The organism is Idiomarina ramblicola (genome assembly GCF_003987255.1).
Lineage (GTDB): Bacteria > Pseudomonadota > Gammaproteobacteria > Enterobacterales > Alteromonadaceae > Idiomarina > Idiomarina ramblicola.
On the sequence record NZ_PIQC01000007.1, the window covers coordinates 112,662 to 131,960 of the forward strand.

Sequence of the window (19,299 nt, forward strand, 5' to 3'; positions counted from 1 at the left end):
CTGTCTATACAACATTTTTATAACGATCATAACCTCGGTGTCTACCGAAGTAGATGCCTGCATGGTAATCTAGCTTTATTGAATAATTATTCGGGTGGCATTTTCATGGGGTTTTATGATCCGGCTGAAGTACGCGACAACTGCGGCTTTGGCATTATTGCTAATGTTAAAGGCGAAGCCCAACAAGGCCTGATTTCCACAGCGGTTAAGGCTTTGGATCGGATGCAACATCGTGGTGGTATTGGTGCGGATGGAAAAACCGGTGATGGTTGCGGTTTGCTCTTGCAAATGCCTGAACAGTTCTTTCGTCAATTTGCAGAAGGAGAAGGCTGGCAACTGAGCAAAAAATTTGCTGTTGGTATGGTTTTCTTCTCTCGCGACAACGATAAGCGTGAAACTGCCCGTCAGCTTATTGAGCAGGAACTTCAGAAAGAGACCTTAGCCGTCAATGGTTGGCGTAAAGTTCCGGTCGACAATCAAGTGCTGGGGGAAGGTGCTAAATCGTCTGAGCCTGTTATAGAGCAAGTTTTGGTGTCCGCTCCTCCGGGCTGGCGCAAAAAAGATTTGGAAAGGCGCCTGTACATGGCGCGCAGACGCATTGAGAAGCTGATTCCTAACCAGGAAGAGCTCTATATTTCGTCGTTATCGAGTTTGGTACTGGTTTATAAAGGACTGATGATGGCGGCGGATTTGCCCGCCTACTATGCGGATTTAGCCGATGCCAATATGAAAACCTCTATCTGCGTATTCCATCAACGTTTCTCAACCAACACCGAACCGCGCTGGCCTTTAGCTCAACCCTTCCGGTTTCTGGCTCATAACGGCGAAATTAATACCATAAGGGGCAATCGGCAATGGGCGCAGGCGAGGGCTTATAAATTTCAGACCCCTTTGCTACCGGATTTACAGGATGCCAAACCGTTAGTTGGCTTGTCTGGCTCCGACTCTGCTTCGTTAGATAATATGCTGGAATTGTTGTTAGCCGGCGGTATGGATCTATTTCGGGCTATGCGTCTGTTAATTCCACCTGCCTGGCAAGGCGACGCGACAATGTCTGATGAAATGCGCGCTTTCTATGAGTTTAACTCGCTGCACATGGAGCCCTGGGATGGACCGGCCGGCGTGGTAATGAGTAACGGCAGACATGTGGCTTGTAGCCTGGATCGCAATGGTTTGCGGCCGGCCCGCTATGTTTTAACGCGTTCTGGTGTTCTGACTATTGCTTCTGAAGTGGGCATTTGGGATTACGACGAACAGGAAGTCGTAGAAAAAGGGCGATTAGGTCCGGGGCAAATGATGGCGGTCGATACTTATACCGGTAAAATTTGGTATAACGACGAAATAGAAGATGAGTTAAAGCAGCGCCATCCTTATAAGCAGTGGCTGGAACAGCATCGGCGTCATTTAATTCCATTTGAACGCAGTCACGCCGACAAGCTGGGTCAGCGCCTGTATGACGATGAAACCATGCTGGTTTTGCATAAAGCTTACCTGTACTCAGAAGAAGAATTACAGCAAATCATCAGCGTTTTGGCAAAAGATGGTCAGGAAGCTGTAGGCTCAATGGGCGACGATACACCGACCGCGGTTCTCTCGAAACAACCCCGTTTGCTCTACGACTACTTTCGGCAACAGTTTGCGCAGGTGACAAACCCTGCGATTGACCCCATTCGCGAGCGGCACGTGATGTCTCTTTCGACCATAATTGGGCGCGAACACAATGTGTTTAACGAAGCCTCTGGTGATGCTGATAGGGTGGTGTTCGAATCACCTATCCTGATGTATACCGATTTAAAGCAGTTACGTGAACTGGATGAAAAGCATTATCACGCAACGACATTGTCGCTGGCGTTTAAATCAGAGGAACACAACCTGCAGCAGGCTATAAAAAGCCTTGTTGATGATGCAAAAAGTGCGGTTAAGGACGAGCAAACTGTTATTCTGATACTGAGCGACAGAGGTCTGCAGCGTGAACAGCTGATGATACCGGCTGCTATGGCGGTTGGTGCTGTTCAGCAGGCTTTAGTGGCTGATGACTTGCGCTGCGATTCGAACATTATTATTGAAACAGCTTCCGCGAGAGATCCTCATCACATGGCTGTATTGCTGGGTTTGGGGGCGACTGCAGTCTACCCTTATCTGGCTTATGAGACGGTGGAGCAGTTGGTTGCTTGTGGTAAATTGACTCTGGATATTAGAGAAGCGTTGCTGAACTACCGTAAAGGTCTGAATAAAGGGCTTTTAAAAATACTGTCAAAAATGGGAATAGCCACGGTGGCAGGATACCGGGGGTCCTCTTTGTTCGAGGCGGTAGGGCTTAACGAAGATGTTCGTCGTCTTTGTTTTGCAAACGTTCCTGCACGTATTGACGGTACCGGCTTTGATGATATTCAGCAGGATCTCCAGCAAAGTTTCCACAAGGCCTGGTTAAAACGCAAACCTTTGGCTCAGGGCGGTTTGCTGAAATATGTGCACGGTGGGGAATACCATGCGTATAACCCGGATGTGGTCACGTCATTACAACGTGCGGTAGCAACAGGTGAGCAGCGGGACTACGACGTTTACGCCAAGTTTGTGAATCAAAGGCCGGTTACCCACCTTCGCGATTTGTTGGGTATTAAATTGCCGGAAACGGCAAAGCTGATGAAAGAAAAAGTTGAAGCAAAAGAACGTCTGTTTCAGCGGTTTGATACGGCGGCTATGTCGATAGGGGCATTGAGCGCCGAGGCGCACGAAGCTCTGGCTATTGCAATGAACCAAATTGGCGGGCATTCAAATTCTGGTGAAGGGGGTGAGGATCCAAAACGGTTCAATAACGCTAAAAATTCCCGAATTAAGCAAGTAGCTTCAGGCCGTTTTGGAGTGACACCGCACTATCTGGTCAACGCCGATGTTATTCAGATAAAAGTTGCACAGGGGGCAAAACCTGGAGAAGGAGGGCAGTTGCCAGGTGAAAAAGTCACTGCTGAAATTGCACAGTTACGTTATGCCGTAGCCGGTACCACGTTAATATCACCGCCGCCGCATCATGATATTTACTCCATTGAAGATTTAGCTCAACTGATCTTTGATTTAAAACAAGTTAACCCAAAGGCATTAGTTTCAGTGAAACTGGTCTCTACGCCCGGAATTGGCACCATAGCCACGGGCGTTGCGAAAGCGTATGCGGATTTGATTACGGTATCCGGCTACGATGGCGGAACCGGTGCAAGCCCAATGACGTCGGTAAAGTACGCTGGCTCTCCCTGGGAATTAGGATTGGTCGAAGTGCACGAAGCCCTGGTGGCGAATAACTTGCGTCACAAAATTCGCTTACAGGTCGATGGCGGATTAAAAACCGGCATGGACATAGTAAAAGCGGCGATATTAGGTGCTGAGAGCTTTGGCTTTGGTACTGCTCCGATGATAGCTCTGGGCTGTAAATACTTGCGCATTTGTCACCTGAATAACTGTGCGACCGGAGTGGCAACACAGGACGAAACATTGCGCCGTGAACACTTTTCAGGCTTACCGGAACGCGTGGTGAAATTATTTGAGTTTATGGCTGAAGAGGTTCGTGACATTCTTGCTCACCTCGGCTTAGCTCAGTTAACCGATGCTATCGGACGGGTTGATTTACTGGAGCGCTTGCCCGGCGAAACTAAGCGTCAGCAGCAATTACAGTTGACGGCACTGCTTGAATCGGCCGGAGTTGGGTCTGAACACGCATTGTATTGTACTGATAAGAACCCGCCATTTGACCAGGGTAAACTCAACCAACGCCTACTGGAACTGTGTAGAGAGCCGATTGATGCACGCAAAGGCGGACACTGGTCACTGACCATTCGTAATGATGATCGCTCTGTTGGCGCAAGTGTGTCCGGTTATATTGCCAGCCAACATGGCAACCAGGGAATGGCTGTGGCGCCAATCACTCTAGGTTTTATTGGTACCGCCGGGCAAAGCTTCGGCGCATGGAACGCTGGCGGCTTAAAGTTGCACCTGACCGGAGACGCGAACGATTACGTGGGTAAAGGTATGGCTGGAGGCGAAATTACCATTAAACCGCCTGCGGGCTGCCGTTATAACAGTCACCAGGCGGTTATTATGGGGAACACCTGTCTGTATGGCGCAACCGGGGGGAAACTCTATGCTGCCGGTTGCACCGGCGAGCGCTTTGCGGTGCGCAATTCGGGGGCCACAGCCGTAGTAGAAGGCATTGGCGACCACGGTTGTGAATATATGACCGGCGGTATTGTGGTGGTGCTGGGGGAATGTGGCATTAACTTTGGTGCCGGTATGACCGGTGGTTTTGCCTATTTAAGGGATAGCGATGGCGATTTACACCGTCGGCTTAACCATGAACTGGTTGAGGCGGTGTCACTGGATACTCCAATTATTCAAGAGCACTTACGCGGCTTAATTCATGAGCATCACGAAGCCACGGGTAGTCAGTATTCCCGCGAATTACTGCGCAATTTTGAGCAAGTTGTGGATAGCTTTTATATCGTCAAACCGAAAGCGGCCGATGTCAAAGAGCTGTTAGGGCATCGAGCGCGGTCGACCGCAGAATTACGTGTGCAGGTGATGTAATGAACAAGAATATTTATCAATTTTTAGATGTACAACGCATCGATCCGCCTAAACGCTCGGTTGAAGAACGCCGAATTGAATTCAAAGAAATTTATGATCCGATGCCGGGTGTGCAGCTAAAAGGTCAGGCGGACCGCTGCCTGGACTGCGGTAACCCTTATTGCGAATGGCAGTGTCCGGTTCATAATTATATTCCTCAGTGGCTGGAGTTGGCTAACGAGGGTCGGGTTATTGAAGCGGCGGAATTGATGCACAAGACCAACAGTCTACCGGAGGTCTGTGGTCGGGTATGCCCGCAGGATCGTCTATGTGAAGGAGCCTGTACACTCAACGACGGCTTTGGCGCAGTGACGATTGGTAGTATTGAAAAGCAAATGGTCGACGAAGCCTTTAAACAGGGATGGCGTCCGGACCTAAGCGGAGTAACACAGCGTCAGGAACGGGTTGCGGTTATTGGTGCAGGGCCTGCGGGTCTTGCCTGTGCTGACGTATTAGCTCGCAATGGTGTCAAAGCCGTGGTGTATGATCGCTACCCGGAAATTGGCGGGCTGCTAACTTACGGGATTCCGCCATTCAAGCTGGATAAAGCTGTGATGACGTTACGGCGTGAAATATTCACTGATATGGGCATTGAATTTAAGTTGGGCGTTGAGGTGGGTAAAGACATCAGCTTTGCCGACTTGGAGGCCAGTTACGATGCGGTATTCTTGGCTTTAGGAACTTACAAAGCACTGGACGGAAAGTTGAAAGGCCTGAATGCTGACGGTGTTTATCCGGCATTGCCGTTTTTAATTGGCAATACACAACGACTTATGGCTCATGAACCGATGTCCCAGTATCCGCTTATTGATGTTAAAGATGAGTCTGTGGTTGTGCTGGGTGGTGGTGATACGGCTATGGATTGTGTCAGAACCTCGATAAGGCAGGGAGCTAAGTCGGTTGTCTGTGCGTATCGTCGAGACGAAGGCAACATGCCGGGGTCGCGCAAAGAAGTGCAGAACGCTCGAGAAGAAGGGGTAGTTTTTGAGTTTAATTTGCAACCATTAGAGATCGTAACGGACGAGACAGGTAAAGTCAGTGGCGTGAAAATGGTTCGCACGGAGCTCGGCCCAGCCGATGATGAAGGTCGGCGCAGGCCGCAGGCGGTAGCCGAATCAGAGTTCCTGATGCCCGCCACCGCAGTGATTATTGCCTTTGGTTACCAGCCCAACCCACCAGAATGGTTACAACAACATAAAGTGGAATTGAGCAATTGGGGTACTGTGTTAGCAACGGGTGATACTGAGTTTGCTATGCAAACCAGTAACCCTAAGATATTTGCCGGCGGTGATATGGTACGTGGTGCCGATCTGGTAGTGACTGCCATAGCCGAAGGGCGTGACGCAGCGGAGGGAATACTGGACTACTTTGACCGGCTTTAAGCAGCGCTATTGGCGCTGCCATTGTTCAATAACGGCGGCATAACCCTCGCGGAAGCTGGAATATTGCAGTTGGTAGCCACTGTCTTTAAGACCTTTATTCAGGCAGCGTTTAGAGCCTCTGGGTCCTACTGTAGTATCGATATGTTCAGGTAGTTCAAGCCCTAACTGCTGGGCAAGCCATTGATAAACTTTGTATTGTTTAATGGGTTCATCGTCGTTGACTAAATAAACAGGAAGAGGCTGGGTAACTTGTGTCAACAGGTGGACGATAAAGCCTGCGACATCGTCCTGATGTATGCGGTTGGTCCAGCTGTCGCGTAACTGTGCTTTCCCTTGACTGAGCTGGCGCAGTAAAAAGTCACGTCCTTCGCCGTAAATACCGCTGCAACGAAGAATTGAAGTTTGGCCGGGTAATGCATGGATCAGTGACTCCGCTTGCAATAACGCCTTGCCGGAATCAGAATTGGGCTCAGTTAGGCTGTTTTCATCAATCCACTCTCCATCACGTTGCGCATAAACGCCGGTGCTGGAAACGTAAATAATATTCGGTTGATGAGTTTGCTGAGCTAAAACTTGCTGCAGGTGTCGGCAGGGGACCACATAACCCTGATGATAGCTATCTTCTGCATCTTTTGTCGGGGTTAGAGTAATAACGACGTTGTCCCACTTCTGCTTAAACAGCTGATAGAGTTCTTGTTCATTGTTTAAGTCAGCCGCAAGTAAGTCGACACCGGGGCGTACGGGTTTATTTGTGGGTGTTCTGCAAACTCCGGTAACCTGGCTTTTAAATGCGCTAAGCCTTTGCGCAACGCGGTCTGCAAGATCACCGTAACCGAGTAAAAGCGTTTGCATGAAGATCCTCTTAGCGTTAATGTAAATTAAATGTTGGACAAAATAATAATGATACTGATCAGCAGCCCATTATGAGCAGTGACGCCCTAATTGAGACCTTGGTTGACGAGCTTAAAACAGATTACCACCGCTCTCAATTTGAATCTCTTTTTAAACGTAAAACAGCGCACCTAAGCGGGCCCGAAAAGCTCAAGCTTCGCATGCAAATTACTGAATTAGCAAAACCGGCGCTGGGTGTTGTTGATCTTCGTAAAAAAATCCCGGCTGAGGTTGAGCCCTATACCTTTCAGGGGCGCACGCACTATTTCGATTTAACCGCCAGAAAAATATTTGAAGAAGGACTGCGTGCTTATAAAGGGGTTTTTACTAATGACACCAAAGCAAAAATACTGGCGTTAAAAGCACACCATCAAAAACTGGCAGAGCACAAAGCTCAGACTCAGGAAGAACAAGACAAAGCTCTGGGCAGCTTTATCGCTGGCTATCAATATGAGCGTCGTGAAGAGCGGATGAACCTTGTGACTTCCGTAAAAATGGAGCTAGCTGACGGCCAGAAGTTAAACGCGATGACCGTGGACGTTTCACTTTCAGGTTTACAGCTAAAGCTTCCTTTTGAGCAACAACTGGCTGGACTGAAACATGCTCGTGTCACTTTGTCTTTTCATGGCTTTTCAGATGATTTTGTTTTTGATGCTAATACAGGTTATGAGTATCGTGTTGTCGGCGTTAAAGAAAAAGAGACGTTTTTGTACCTGCGTTTAAAACGTTTTGACGAGTCTATGGATGATGAACTCAGCAAACTTCTGTCCGAGATTGTGACGAAGTCCAGACGTCGTTACAAAATTAATGTTGAGCATGTCGCGCAACGAGTGATTGCACGCGGACATGAAGACTACTGGTTTCAAGCGATTCAGGCTTTGCCTGTCCTTTTTAGCGATAACTCCAGTACCTTTGCTGTAATAAAAACAGTAGCAAACCAAACACTGTTGAATAGCTGGCAACAACACCAGGAAGACTTACTTGCTGAACTTTTTGAACAGCAGTGGGTGCAATCCAGCATTTCGTTATTAAAGGACTCCCGCAAAGCAACTCGTCGACAGGTGACATTTTTTCGTATTAGCTTGCCGGTTAATAAGGTCTGGCGCGAGTACTTACTTCCTCTACAGGCATTACAAACAGATAAATCTCTAATGGTGACGCTTAATGCGCTACGGGTCGCAGGCTACGTTACGCGCTGTTACCAACTGACAATAACTTATAGCAAAGAAAAGCAGCTTATTTACGCGGAATTAAATTCAGTAAAAACACCGCTTCGGAAAAACACCGCGAATGAAAAGCCGGATTTATCTAAGTTGCAGGGTTACCGCAGTAAAGGCGCAGAAAAATTAAACGTCAAACTGTTGAGTGATGCGTCCTCGGCAAAGCATCGGGTTTTCCCCCATGTGCTATCAAGTGCGCTCTTTCTTTATAAACAAGGGGTTGAATGGGAACCTCAACTTGCTGGGCTAATGTCGTTAACAGATGGTTTGCCTTCGTTGTTTAATGAGGTCGAATTTTGGTTAGCCAATGGCGACCGAATTCTTGGTGGGCGCCGCCTGAGCTGTCAGTTGAGGAAAAAACTGCGTCAGTTATCGGGCGAGGACAAGTTTTCGTCTCGCATTTTACTTTTAAGAGTGAGCAGCTCGCTTCAAAAAGAAGCCGTCATGGGACGCGATATTCAGGAATATGAGAGTTTTGAAGAAGCCGCCGAATACATACGCTTTTTAAATGACAGCAGCCACTTTGTTGCCGTTCTGGTGTCTGCTCAGCCCTGTGCTAACCGCTTTCCTGCGGAGTTGATGGAAAGTCTGTCCTATATTCAGCGCTACTTACCGCATCGGGCAAAAGAGCTTGAAGGAAGCTTTTCTCAACTGCAGGCGGTTATGACGTTGACTGACGTGACTCAGACTCTCATTGATCTGTCTGAATTGACTGTTTCGTCGTAAATCCGTTACCGGCAGGCCTTACTGTCGTGGCTTTTCATCGTTGGGTATTTGCCGCATAATCAAAATTGGTTCATTTATTAACAGGTATTCAACTATGTTCAAATCATGGGCAAATCCCTTATTGGCAGTCGGTTTTGGCTTGGCATTGCCGCTTGCAGCCGTTGCTCAGAACGGGATTGATTACAAAGAACAAGAAAAGTTACACGAAATAGCTGGCGCAATGCAGGCTGACCGTATCGAAAATGACATTCAGACGCTGGTCGATTTTGGCACTCGTCATACGTTATCCGAAACTGAATCGGATACACGCGGCATTGGCGCCGCAAGACGTTGGATTTTTGCTGAGTTTGAACGTATATCAGAAGCCTGTGGAGGCTGTCTTGAAGTGATGTACGTCAGCGACACGATTTCGGGAGAAGAGCGCATACCCGACCCTGTGGAAGTAAAAAGTGTCATTGCGGTTCAGCGTGGCAAAACAGACCCTAATCGTTATGTGATGATGTCCGGGGACATCGACTCGCGCGTTAGTGATGTTATGGATTACACCTCGGATGCTCCCGGTGCGAATGACAATGCCTCTGGTGTCGCCGGCGCGTTAGAAGCGGCACGAGTGCTGACCCAGTACGAATTTGATGGTTCTATTGTTTATGCGGCACTGGCAGGCGAGGAACAAGGTCTGTTTGGCGGAAAAATTCTGGCAAAAAAAGCCAAAGATGAGGAATGGCATCTGACCGCTGTGCTTAACAATGACATGATTGGTAATATTGAAGGTATTAACGGGGTTATTAATAATACCACCGCGCGTATTTTTGCTGAAGGCACCCGTATGAATGAGTCGGAGCGCGAAGCAACCATGCGTCGTTTTTATGGTGGCGAAGTGGACTCACCTTCACGCAACTTAGCGCGCTACATTGATACCGTAGCTGACCGCTATATAGCGAATTTAGACACCATGATTGTTTATCGTTTAGATCGCTTTGGTCGTGGTGGGCACCATAGACCTTTTAATGATTTAGGCTATGCGGGTATCCGCATTATGGAAACCAACGAAAACTATAATCGCCAGCACCAGGACCTACGCGTCGAAAACGGGATTGAATACGGCGATACCATCGATGGCGTCGATTTTGATTACGCAGCGAAACTGACGGCGTTAAACGCGGTTTCCATGGCGAGCATGTCGTGGGCACCAAGACCGCCTGCAGAAGTAGAAATTGAAGGTGCAGTGAAACCGGATACAACCTTGCGCTGGACACCGCAGGCAGAAGATAAAGAAAATATCGCTGGTTATAAAATTTACTGGCGTTTAACCAGTGCCCCACAGTGGCAGTTTAGCCGTTACGTCGGTAACGTAAATGAGTACACACTGGAAAATGTGGTGATCGATAATTACATTTTTGGTGTAGCTAGTGTCAGTAATGATGGTTTTGAAAGCCCGGTTGTATTTCCGGGACCAGCAGGGACATTCTCTATTGAGTAAAGCGTCGTTTAAAGCATTAACTGAGCCGCTAAATTATGAAGGGGAAGACCGCAAGGTTGGTTTTGAACTGGAGTTTAGCGGTTTAACTCTGGAACAGACTGTTGATGTTTTGCAGCAGGAATTGCCGGGCGAGTTAGTTTCTGTCTCCAAAGCAGAGCAAAAAATTGAAGTGAATGGCCTCGGTTCGTTTAACGTTGAAATCGACTGGGATTATTTAAAGCGAAAGGCCAAAGCGGAAGGCGGAGACGAATCGGCCTGGGTTCGTGAGTTAGGCAGTCTTGCCGAGAATCTTGTGCCAATTGAAATTGTCTGTCCGCCGCTGTCACTCAAACAATGTGAGCAGTTACTTCCGTTGACTGAGGCATTAAGAAAAGCGGGAGCAAAAGGCACGGACGAATCCTGGATAGCTGCTTATGGTGTTCACATCAATCCCGAAGTGCCGTCATTAGATGCCAATGTTTTACTCCGTTATCTGCAGGCGTTTTCCCTATTGCAATGGTGGTTGGTTGAAGCCCACCGTGTTGATACAACGCGTAAACTCAGTCCTTACATTGATAAGTACCCAGAAGCCTATACCCGACTGTTGGTGACCCAGCATGAGGTAACTCAGGAACAACTTATTGACGACTACCTGAAACACAATGCGACCCGCAACCGCGCTTTGGATATGTTGCCGCTGTTCGCTTTTTTGGATGAAGAAAAGGTTATGGCTGCGGTGGATGATAATAAGATCAACGCGCGTCCGACATTTCATTATCGCTTGCCAAATTGTCAGCTTGAGCACCCGGACTGGCAATTAACGGAACCCTGGAAAATGTGGTGGGTAGTCGATGCCCTGGCTGATGACCAACAGGCGCTAGACTACTGGAAACAAGCGTTTAAAGACGCTGAGCGTCCTTTAATGGGGGTTTCTGAAAAAGACTGGAAGAAAAGGCTGGAGCAATGGCTGCAAGACCGCGAGTGGTTGTAACTGGAACAGCCAGGCGTTGGTCTCCGTCCTGGTGGTGTACCTGGCTTATTCTGAAATGTCTTGGTGCTACGCCTTTGCGGGCAAGTGTCAGACACCGTTGTGAGCAAAATAATATCGATGCGGTGATTATAGGAGGGGGCGATGACATTAGCCCTTCCCAGTATAATCAGCCCCCCGAACCTGATGGCGAGTATGATCCTGATCGTGATGAACTGGAAGTCAGTTGGATACGCTGGGCTCTGGAGAATAAAAAACCATTGCTAGGCATTTGTCGCGGGTCGCAATTAATTAACGTGGTACTGGGGGGCGCGCTTGACCAAAATATCCGAAAGCTACGACAGCTAACCTATAATCGACCGGGGTTATTACCAACTAAGCAGGTGTTCATTGAGCCTGAAAGCCGGTTGGCGAGAATCTGTAAAAAGCAAAAACTCCGGGTTAACAGCTTGCATTCGCAAATTGTAAAACAAACCGGTGTCGGTATGCTTGCTGTGGGCTGGGACTTAGATGGTTTTTTGCAAGCCTCCGAAGGCCAGGACGAACAGACAATCATTGGCGTACAGTGGCATCCTGAATATTTATTTTACGTTCCCAGCCAAGTTCGAATTTTTCGTTGGCTTATAAAACAATAATTGAACATTTCGATTATACATGCCTCATTTCATCAGTTTTCCTGATCCATCCTAGGTTTTAATCTGTATAACCATTCAATTACTTAGAAAGATATTTAAATCACTTTTGGAGCACAAAATGACGATAGCAAATCGTTTGTATGCGGGGTTTGTCTTTATTCTCCTATTACTTGTTATAACCACCATCGTCGGTACATATCAGGTCAGCGAAATTGATAAAACGCTGGTAAGAGTTAATGAGGTGGGTAGTGAAAAACAGCGGTTTGCTATTAACTTTCGGGGCAGTGTGCATGACCGCGCAATAGCTCTTCGTGATTTAGTCCTGGTTGAAAATGCCGACCAACGCGCGCCATTACGTGACTTAATTGCTGACTTGAAATCGGATTACAGCAAAGCTGCCAGCGGTATGGCGGATATAATGTCTGATAATAAATTGGTCAACAGTAAAGAGCGCGAGTTATTGAGTGAAATTAACAATATTCAGACTCAAGGTCTGGCGGCGGCTAAGGAAACAGAGCGTTTATTAACGTCCAATCAACGCCAGCAGGCTCAAGAATACGTTCTGAGTGAAGTATCGCCACTTTACGCTGAATGGCTAAATCGCATTAATACCTTTATCGACTATCAGGAACAAAGTATTTCTGTTGGTACGGAAGACGTAATGAGTCGTAGTGAAAACTTTGCGACTTTGATGTGGTGGGTGACGGCGTTTGCCATTATTAGTGGCGGGTTAGTCGCCTGGCAGATTGTCGTGAAACTGACACATACTATCGGCGGCGAACCAGAAGAAGCTGCAGAAGTATTGCAACGTATTGCCGATGGTGATTTAACGGTGTCCACCCGAACACGTTACGAAGACAGCATGATGGCGGATGTTAACCGCATGGTTAACCAGTTAAGAGACATTCTGGGAGATGTTAATGGGTCAGCGGATACTATTTTGAAGTCATCGAATGAACTTGCCGAAACAGCGGGGAGTAACCAAAAGCTGGTGGTTCAGCAGCAGGAGCAAACGACTCAGGGCGCAACCGCGATTCATCAAATGTCGCAAACGGTTCGTGAGGTTGCTCAGCACACTGAGCAAGCGGCGCAGCTGGCCGATGATACCGATAAAGAAACGTTAGCTGGCAGCCGTGAGGTAGAAGCGACGGTTCGTTCAATTGAAGAGTTAGCCAGCCAGGTTGAAGGTGCTGCTAAAGTCATTGGTGAACTGTCTGACAACACGGCAGAAATACACAAGGTGCTGGAGGTTATCGAAGGCATTGCTGATCAGACCAACCTATTAGCACTGAATGCCGCGATAGAAGCGGCACGAGCGGGCGAACATGGCCGAGGCTTCTCTGTGGTTGCCGATGAAGTGCGAGCTCTGGCAAACCGGACGCAGGACTCTACCCGCAGTATTCAAAGCTTAATAGAAACGATGCGCGGCAGTGCGACAGATGCGGTTTCAGTCATGGAAAAAGGCCGGGAGAAAGCGGCGGAAAGCGTGACGCAAGCACGTTCAGCTGGTGAGTCCTTGCACGCGGTCAATAATTCTGTGGCAAAAATGAGTGACATGAATGCACAAATTGCTACTGCAGCAGAAGAGCAAACAGCGGTTGCTGAGGAAATTAATCAGAACTTTACCTCAATTACAGAAGCCGCGGAGCAAACAGCAGCAGGCTCAGAGCAAATTAGCGAAGCCAGCCGTGAGCTGAATGAGTTAGCAAAACGATTAAATAATGGTATGAAGCGCTTTAAAATTGCTTAAACCCCTTGATTAGAACGGCCAAAACCCCTACCATAGCGGCCGTTCTGGAGAGGTGGCCGAGTGGCTGAAGGCGCACGCCTGGAAAGTGTGTATACGGCAACGTATCGAGGGTTCGAATCCCTCTCTCTCCGCCAGATATAAAAAAACCGCCCTTGAGGCGGTTTTTTTGTGTCTGCAGAAAGTGAGGACTTGATGATAACCCTACCGGTTCGACAAAACGGCAGGAAAGCCGTTTTGAACAGCGCTTCAGCGCAGCCCGAAGGGCGAGGGCCATGGAGGGCCCGAGTTAATCCCTCTCTCCCCGCCAGATACAAAAGAAACCGCCCTTGAGGCGGTTTTTTTGTGTCTGCAGAAAGTGAGGACTTGATGAGAGTCTATCGTCTTACATCATACTTTGTAGGTAAAGATCCTCACCCAGGCGATCCATCAAGTTTAGTTGAATTTGTAACCAGTAAGCATGGTCTTCTTCGGTATCTCTTAAAATACCAACCAGCATTTCACGAGTGACGTAATCATCAACTTCTTCGCAATATTGGATAACTTCCCGCAACGTTTTTGCATTGTTGTGCTCCAGTTGCAGATCATTCTCCAGCATTTCCCTGACATCCGAACCAATGGTATGAGCCTCGCGGTTATCCATTTTCGGCTTACCTTCAAGAAATAGAATTCTACGAATGAGTAAGTCTGCATGACCCCGTTCATCGTCAATTTCATGATTAATACGCTCATAAAGCTTCATTAAGCCCATATCTTCGTATTGACGAGAATGTGATGTGTACTGATCAATTGAAGTCAACTCAAAAGCCAGTAGACGGTTGAGCTGCTCAACAACGTTGTTATCTCTTTGCATTACTCAGCTCCTTGAATCTTTGTCTGCAAGTAAACTTCATTACCCAGGCGTGATATTAGGTCAATCTGGGTTTCAAGCCAGTCAAGGTGCTCTTCCTGAGAGTCGAGAATATCGCGTAACGCGTTGCGGCTGACGTAGTCCTGATGCTGCTCACATTCCTTAATGGCTTCGCGTATTGCCGTAACATCATTAAACTGAACTTTATGATCCAGTTCCAGCATTTCACGGGGGTCTTCACCAACGTATAATTTACCGAGTTCCTGTAAGTTGGGAATACCTTCTAAAAAGAGAATACGCTCGATAAGAACATCGGCGTGTTTCATTTCATTGATTGAAGCTGTGTAGACGGGCTTGTTCAGACTTTCGAAGCCCCAGTTGCGATACATGCGGGCATGAAGAAAGTACTGATTTATGGCGGTAAGTTTCAGCGTTAATATTTTATTCAGTTGCTGGATGACCTTAGCATCACCTTTCATAACCGTATTACTCCTTAATTCATTAGGTATGAATTAAGTGTAGCATACGGAAACTGGAAGTTGAGTCCCTTTACCGGCCTGATTGGAACGTTGTTCGAGTGCTTCATGCAAAACGTCTTTGGCACAGCTTTTACAACAGCCGCACTGTGATGCCACACCGTACTGTTGGCGCAAGTCTCGCATAGAGTTCACCTCACCAGAAACTACGGCCTGATGGATGACTTTATCGTTGACACCTTTACAAAGACACACATACATAAACTATCACCTCGGTTAATGATGATAGTCTATGTTAAATGCGAACGATTTGCAATAGTGTTTTATTGTGGTGCGATAAAGCCTGTTTTCAGTAAGTACAAGGTGTAAATCAGGTATAAGCAAATAAAGATAACACCATGTATGCGGTTGATTCGTCCCTGGCGTGCTTTGCGAATACCAAAGGCCATTAATAAAAGAGTCAGCACTGCCATGGCGACCCAGTCACGACTTAAGACCAGAGGCTCCAGCGAGACTGGCTCAATTGCACCCGCGATACCAACTACCGCTAGGGTATTGAACATATTGGAACCAATAACGTTGCCGAGCGCCAAATCATGTTCGTTCTTACGGGTGGCTGCAATTGCCGATGCCAGTTCCGGTAGAGAGGTACCAATAGCAACCACAGTTAAGCCAATCACCAGATCACTGACCCCCAGTGATACGGCAATGTTTACCGCCCCCCAGACTAAAGCGCGCGAACTTACAATAAGGAGTACGAGTCCCACAATAAGCCAAATGATAGCGGGCTTCATGGGCAAAGGGTGGGAGTCGATTTCTTCTGTGTACTCCGCTGCTAAGCTGTCATCGCTGCTTTTTGACCCTATCCATATGGACCAGCCCATATAGCCAAGGAATACAGCCAATAAAAGTACGGCTTCAAATCGCGTTATTTGATAATCGAGAAGGAAAACGGCGCTTAACAGGGTAATGCCTATTAAAACTGGCATTTCACGGCGAATGACCACAGATTTTACCGCGATAGGCGCAAGCAAGGCGGTTATGCCCAGAACCAGAGCAATGTTAGTGATGTTTGAGCCGTAGGCATTACCCAAAGCCAGCGCGGGGTTACCTTGCATAGAGGCTAAGGCAGACACCACCATCTCCGGTGCTGACGTGCCAAAGCCAATAATGACCATACCGATAACCAAGGGTGCCATACCCAAGTGTCGTGCTACTGCTGCGGCCCCTTCAACAAAGCGGTCAGCACTCCAGACTAAAACTGCTAACCCGAGCACAACCGCAACAATCGATAATGTCATAACACCCTGTTCCTGTTAAAAAGAAAGGGCGCTAGTTTAACGCAGAGTTTCCTTAATAGCATCAATACTTGTTGGGTCGTCAATGGTGGATGGAACGGCGACGTCATCACCTTGCAGAACTTGCCGAATAAGACGTCTCAATATTTTCCCCGAGCGAGTTTTAGGCAGCCTTGGAACAATATGTAAGGTCTTCAGGCAGGCGATTGCGCCAATTTCGGAGCGAATCGACTGAATCAGTTCTTGTTGTAACTGTTCATGCTCAATAGTGGAGGCGTTTTTAAGAATAACGAAACCTACTGGCAGTTCTCCTTTAAGTTCATCGGGCTGAGCAACCACCGCGCATTCTGCAACGTCTTTATGATTGGCCAGAATTTCTTCCATTTCGCCAGTGGATAAGCGGTGACCAGCAACATTAATAACATCGTCTGTACGACCCATAATAAAGACATAACCGTCATCATCAATATGACCGCCATCGCCACTGCAATAATAACCAGGGAAAGCATTTAAGTAACTACCATGCAGTCGCTCCTCATCACCCCAAATGGTGGTTAAACAGCCTGGGGGTAAAGGTAAGCGCACACAAATTGCTCCTTCTTCTTTACTGTTTAGACTTTTGCCCAGTGGGTCCAGCACGCTGATCTCATAACCCGGAACTGGGAAAGTTGAGGAACCGGGCTTCACTTTAACCGCGCTAACTCCCACAGGGTTTGCACACATCGGCCAGCCACTTTCTGTTTGCCACCAGTGATCGTAAACCGGCAAGTCGGTGAGCTCGGTGGTCCACTCGTACGTGGCTGGGTCTAAACGTTCGCCGGCCATATAAATGCGTTGCAGTGAACTCATATCGTAGCGGTTGAGATGTTCGCCTTCAGGATCTTCTTTTTTTATCGCACGGAACGCAGTGGGTGCGGAGAAAATGGCATTAACTTTATAATCCTGGACAATGCGCCAGAAGGCTCCGGCATCTGGCGTATTGACGGGCTTTCCTTCATAGAGAATACTGCTGCAACCAAAAATAAGAGGACCGTAAACAATATACGAATGGCCAACTACCCAGCCAACATCTGATGCGGTGAAAAAAACCTCTCCCGGAGTTAACCCGTAAACGTAGTTCATCGAAAAGTTTAAGGCGACAGCGTACCCCCCATGATCGCGTACGACGCCTTTTGGTTTACCGGTGGTACCTGAAGTATAAAGAATATAAAGGGGGTGAGTTGCCGGCAGGGGAAGCGCTTCTATTGGCTTGGCTTGACTTAATGCTTGTTCCCAGTCGGTATCCCGACCTTCGCGTATTTCCGCCTGACATTGTTCACGCTGGAATACTATAGTGCGGGGTTGGTGCTGTGCTTCTGCCAGCGCCTTATCGACAATCGGTTTATAAGGTAAAACTTTATCGCCCTCAATACCGCAGGAGGCCGTTACGATGAGCTTAGGTGCCGCATCGTCAATGCGAACGGCCAGCTCATGTGCTGCAAAGCCACCAAAGACAACCGAGTGAATCGCGCCAATTCGAGCACAAGCCAGCATAGCAATAGCTGCCTGTGGGATCATGGGAAGGTAGATAATGACCCTGTCACCTTGCTCAACGCCTTGCTGTTTCAGCACATCGGCGAAGCATGCAACCTGGTGGTGTAATTCGTTAAAGGTGTAGCTTGCTTTACTTTGGGTAACCGGAGAGTCGTAGTAAAGAGCGACTTGCTCTCCACGGCCGGCGTTAATCTGAGCATCGAGTGCTAAGTAACTGACATTAACTTCGCCGTCCGGGAACCAGTCTGCCATGCCATTTTTCCTGACATGCGCTGCGACCTTAGGGTGTTTGAACCAATCTAAACGACGCGCCTGCTCAAGCCAAAAACCTTCTGGATCTTGTTGAGCTTCTGAGTAGACTTTTTTGTAGGGTTGCATAGCACTACCTCAAATCCTTTTATGCAGAGCCTTTTAGCATATTCTGTTGGCTTAAATTTCCTATTCGACTTAGGTCTAAATTTGCTGAACTCAAATGGGCGTTACCAAAATCTCAGGCGTCGTAGCAGTAAGAACTCAACAATGGCAATAATCACCAATGAACCACAGAAAATCATGAAGGCGTCGGTATTTTCCACGCCCGGCATGCCGCCAATATTAATGCCAAAAACACCGGTTAAAAAGCTTAGTGGTAAAAATACACCGGCAATAACCGAAAGCCAGTAGGTATTTCGGTTCATTTTTTCGGCGATGGCCTGCTGTAGCTGCTCGCGCTGCATCCAGACCTGTTCAAGCATTAAATCAATTTGTTCGAACAGCCGTTGGGTTGTGTCGCGTTCGTTGATTAGCCATTGGTGCAATTCGGGTGTCATGATTTTTTCAGCTTCGGTGCTGAGCTTTTCTAAAGCCGCCAATTGAGGGCGAATAAAACGGTTCAGACGCAATAGGCGACGATGCAGGGCTGTCAGCTTTATCTGAACCGATGCGGTGTTATCAAAGCCTTCCCCCTCAATGGCTTCAAGTTGCTCCTCTGCCGATGAAACGACATCTTCAATTCGTAAGTTGATTTGCTCAATTAGCGCGACGATAAAATCGTGTAATGACTCAGGCCCTATCTGTTGCTGGAGTTGTTCTCTTAGTTTTGCTATGGATAAGAACGGACGTTTACGGAAGCTGTATAATGCCCCTTTATAATACAGTAGACGCAAACTGAGCATGTCTTCTGGTGACTCACCCGTATTTAAGTTAACGCCTCGTAGTAACAACATAAAACCATCAGGCAAGCGTTGGAACCTGGGGCGGGTATCTTCTTCGAGCACTGCATCAATAAGAGGTTCGGGGATTCCGGCCTGAGTTAACCAATCAGTCAGGCCTTCAACGTCGCGCTGGAAGTGAAACCAAGTGTTCTGTTCGGCTCCGGACGGTGTCTGAAGTTGTGTTGCGGGATGTTGATTGAAATCCCAGGCATCAATTAAAAAATCCATAGAACTCTCACTTTAAGACTATTATCCAAAGTCTATAGCGAGGCGTTTAACTTGTCATTGTT

At 47.7% G+C, this 19,299-nt stretch carries 14 protein-coding genes and 1 tRNA gene; 8 read left to right on the top strand and 7 right to left on the bottom strand.

Annotated features, from left to right (window positions below):
* Positions 1-105: 105 nt before the first annotated feature.
* Positions 106-4,572 carry a glutamate synthase large subunit gene (gene gltB, locus CWI78_RS10245; protein WP_126782707.1) on the top strand — a complete coding sequence of 1,489 codons (4,467 nt, stop codon included), beginning with the start codon at positions 106-108 and terminating at the stop codon, positions 4,570-4,572.
* Entirely contained in the window at positions 4,572-5,993 is a 1,422-nt protein-coding gene (locus CWI78_RS10250; protein ID WP_126782708.1) for an FAD-dependent oxidoreductase, read from the top strand. Before gltB ends, CWI78_RS10250 begins: the two co-directional genes overlap by 1 nt.
* A gap of 6 nt (positions 5,994-5,999) precedes the next feature.
* Here CWI78_RS10250 and CWI78_RS10255 read toward each other — a convergent pair whose 3' ends face one another.
* On the bottom strand, positions 6,000-6,845 hold the full coding sequence (locus tag CWI78_RS10255) for an SDR family oxidoreductase (protein WP_126782709.1): 846 nt from the start codon (positions 6,843-6,845) through the stop codon (positions 6,000-6,002).
* A gap of 71 nt (positions 6,846-6,916) precedes the next feature.
* Here CWI78_RS10255 and CWI78_RS10260 point away from each other — a divergent pair, with 71 nt between their 5' ends.
* The 6 genes from CWI78_RS10260 to CWI78_RS10285 all read left to right on the top strand — a co-directional run bounded on the left by CWI78_RS10260 (position 6,917) and on the right by CWI78_RS10285 (position 13,796).
* The gene (locus CWI78_RS10260; protein ID WP_126782710.1) at positions 6,917-8,830 is read left to right on the top strand and encodes a PilZ domain-containing protein; all 1,914 of its coding nucleotides are present in this window, start codon (positions 6,917-6,919) and stop codon (positions 8,828-8,830) included.
* Between the two features lie 94 nt (positions 8,831-8,924).
* Positions 8,925-10,310, top strand: coding sequence for a M28 family metallopeptidase (locus CWI78_RS10265; RefSeq protein ID WP_126782711.1), 1,386 nt, complete (start codon positions 8,925-8,927; stop codon positions 10,308-10,310).
* Entirely contained in the window at positions 10,303-11,280 is a 978-nt protein-coding gene (locus tag CWI78_RS10270) for an amidoligase family protein (RefSeq protein ID WP_126782773.1), read from the top strand. The genes CWI78_RS10265 and CWI78_RS10270 overlap by 8 nt, the downstream gene beginning before the upstream one ends.
* Positions 11,253-11,912 (top strand): gamma-glutamyl-gamma-aminobutyrate hydrolase family protein, encoded by a 660-nt coding sequence (locus CWI78_RS10275; RefSeq protein ID WP_126782712.1) that lies wholly within the window; start codon positions 11,253-11,255, stop codon positions 11,910-11,912. The genes CWI78_RS10270 and CWI78_RS10275 overlap by 28 nt, the downstream gene beginning before the upstream one ends.
* A 118-nt stretch (positions 11,913-12,030) precedes the next feature.
* Positions 12,031-13,662 carry a methyl-accepting chemotaxis protein gene (locus CWI78_RS10280; protein ID WP_126782713.1) on the top strand — a complete coding sequence of 544 codons (1,632 nt, stop codon included), beginning with the start codon at positions 12,031-12,033 and terminating at the stop codon, positions 13,660-13,662.
* A 46-nt stretch (positions 13,663-13,708) separates the two neighbouring features.
* Positions 13,709-13,796 (top strand) — tRNA-Ser (locus tag CWI78_RS10285).
* 248 nt (positions 13,797-14,044) lie between these two features.
* Here CWI78_RS10285 and bfr (CWI78_RS10290) read toward each other — a convergent pair.
* The 6 genes from bfr (CWI78_RS10290) to CWI78_RS10315 form a co-directional block, all read right to left on the bottom strand.
* Positions 14,045-14,512 carry a bacterioferritin gene (gene bfr / locus CWI78_RS10290; protein ID WP_126782714.1) on the bottom strand — a complete coding sequence of 156 codons (468 nt, stop codon included), beginning with the start codon at positions 14,510-14,512 and terminating at the stop codon, positions 14,045-14,047.
* The gene (bfr, locus tag CWI78_RS10295) at positions 14,512-14,988 is read right to left on the bottom strand and encodes a bacterioferritin (RefSeq protein ID WP_126782715.1); all 477 of its coding nucleotides are present in this window, start codon (positions 14,986-14,988) and stop codon (positions 14,512-14,514) included. Before bfr (CWI78_RS10295) ends, bfr (CWI78_RS10290) begins: the two co-directional genes overlap by 1 nt.
* 33 nt (positions 14,989-15,021) lie before the next feature.
* Positions 15,022-15,246: a (2Fe-2S)-binding protein gene (locus CWI78_RS10300; RefSeq protein WP_126782716.1), complete on the bottom strand. Its 225-nt coding sequence runs from the start codon at positions 15,244-15,246 to the stop codon at positions 15,022-15,024.
* 62 nt (positions 15,247-15,308) lie between these two features.
* Entirely contained in the window at positions 15,309-16,286 is a 978-nt protein-coding gene (locus CWI78_RS10305) for a calcium/sodium antiporter (protein ID WP_126782717.1), read from the bottom strand.
* Between the two features lie 36 nt (positions 16,287-16,322).
* The gene (locus tag CWI78_RS10310; protein ID WP_126782718.1) at positions 16,323-18,194 is read right to left on the bottom strand and encodes an acetate--CoA ligase; all 1,872 of its coding nucleotides are present in this window, start codon (positions 18,192-18,194) and stop codon (positions 16,323-16,325) included.
* Positions 18,195-18,295: 101 nt separating this feature from the next.
* Entirely contained in the window at positions 18,296-19,237 is a 942-nt protein-coding gene (locus tag CWI78_RS10315) for a zinc transporter ZntB (RefSeq protein WP_126782719.1), read from the bottom strand.
* Between the last annotated feature and the right edge of the window lie 62 nt (positions 19,238-19,299).

Coding starts and splice junctions, on each gene's coding strand:
- gltB (WP_126782707.1), top strand. CDS start 106: ATGGGGTTTTATGATCCGGCTGAAGTACGCGACAACTGCGGCTTTGGC.
- CWI78_RS10250 (WP_126782708.1), top strand. CDS start 4,572: ATGAACAAGAATATTTATCAATTTTTAGATGTACAACGCATCGATCCG.
- CWI78_RS10255 (WP_126782709.1), bottom strand. CDS start 6,845: ATGCAAACGCTTTTACTCGGTTACGGTGATCTTGCAGACCGCGTTGCG.
- CWI78_RS10260 (WP_126782710.1), top strand. CDS start 6,917: ATGAGCAGTGACGCCCTAATTGAGACCTTGGTTGACGAGCTTAAAACA.
- CWI78_RS10265 (WP_126782711.1), top strand. CDS start 8,925: ATGTTCAAATCATGGGCAAATCCCTTATTGGCAGTCGGTTTTGGCTTG.
- CWI78_RS10275 (WP_126782712.1), top strand. CDS start 11,253: ATGGCTGCAAGACCGCGAGTGGTTGTAACTGGAACAGCCAGGCGTTGG.
- CWI78_RS10280 (WP_126782713.1), top strand. CDS start 12,031: ATGACGATAGCAAATCGTTTGTATGCGGGGTTTGTCTTTATTCTCCTA.
- bfr (WP_126782714.1), bottom strand. CDS start 14,512: ATGCAAAGAGATAACAACGTTGTTGAGCAGCTCAACCGTCTACTGGCT.
- bfr (WP_126782715.1), bottom strand. CDS start 14,988: ATGAAAGGTGATGCTAAGGTCATCCAGCAACTGAATAAAATATTAACG.
- CWI78_RS10300 (WP_126782716.1), bottom strand. CDS start 15,246: ATGTATGTGTGTCTTTGTAAAGGTGTCAACGATAAAGTCATCCATCAG.
- CWI78_RS10305 (WP_126782717.1), bottom strand. CDS start 16,286: ATGACATTATCGATTGTTGCGGTTGTGCTCGGGTTAGCAGTTTTAGTC.
- CWI78_RS10310 (WP_126782718.1), bottom strand. CDS start 18,194: ATGCAACCCTACAAAAAAGTCTACTCAGAAGCTCAACAAGATCCAGAA.
- CWI78_RS10315 (WP_126782719.1), bottom strand. CDS start 19,237: ATGGATTTTTTAATTGATGCCTGGGATTTCAATCAACATCCCGCAACA.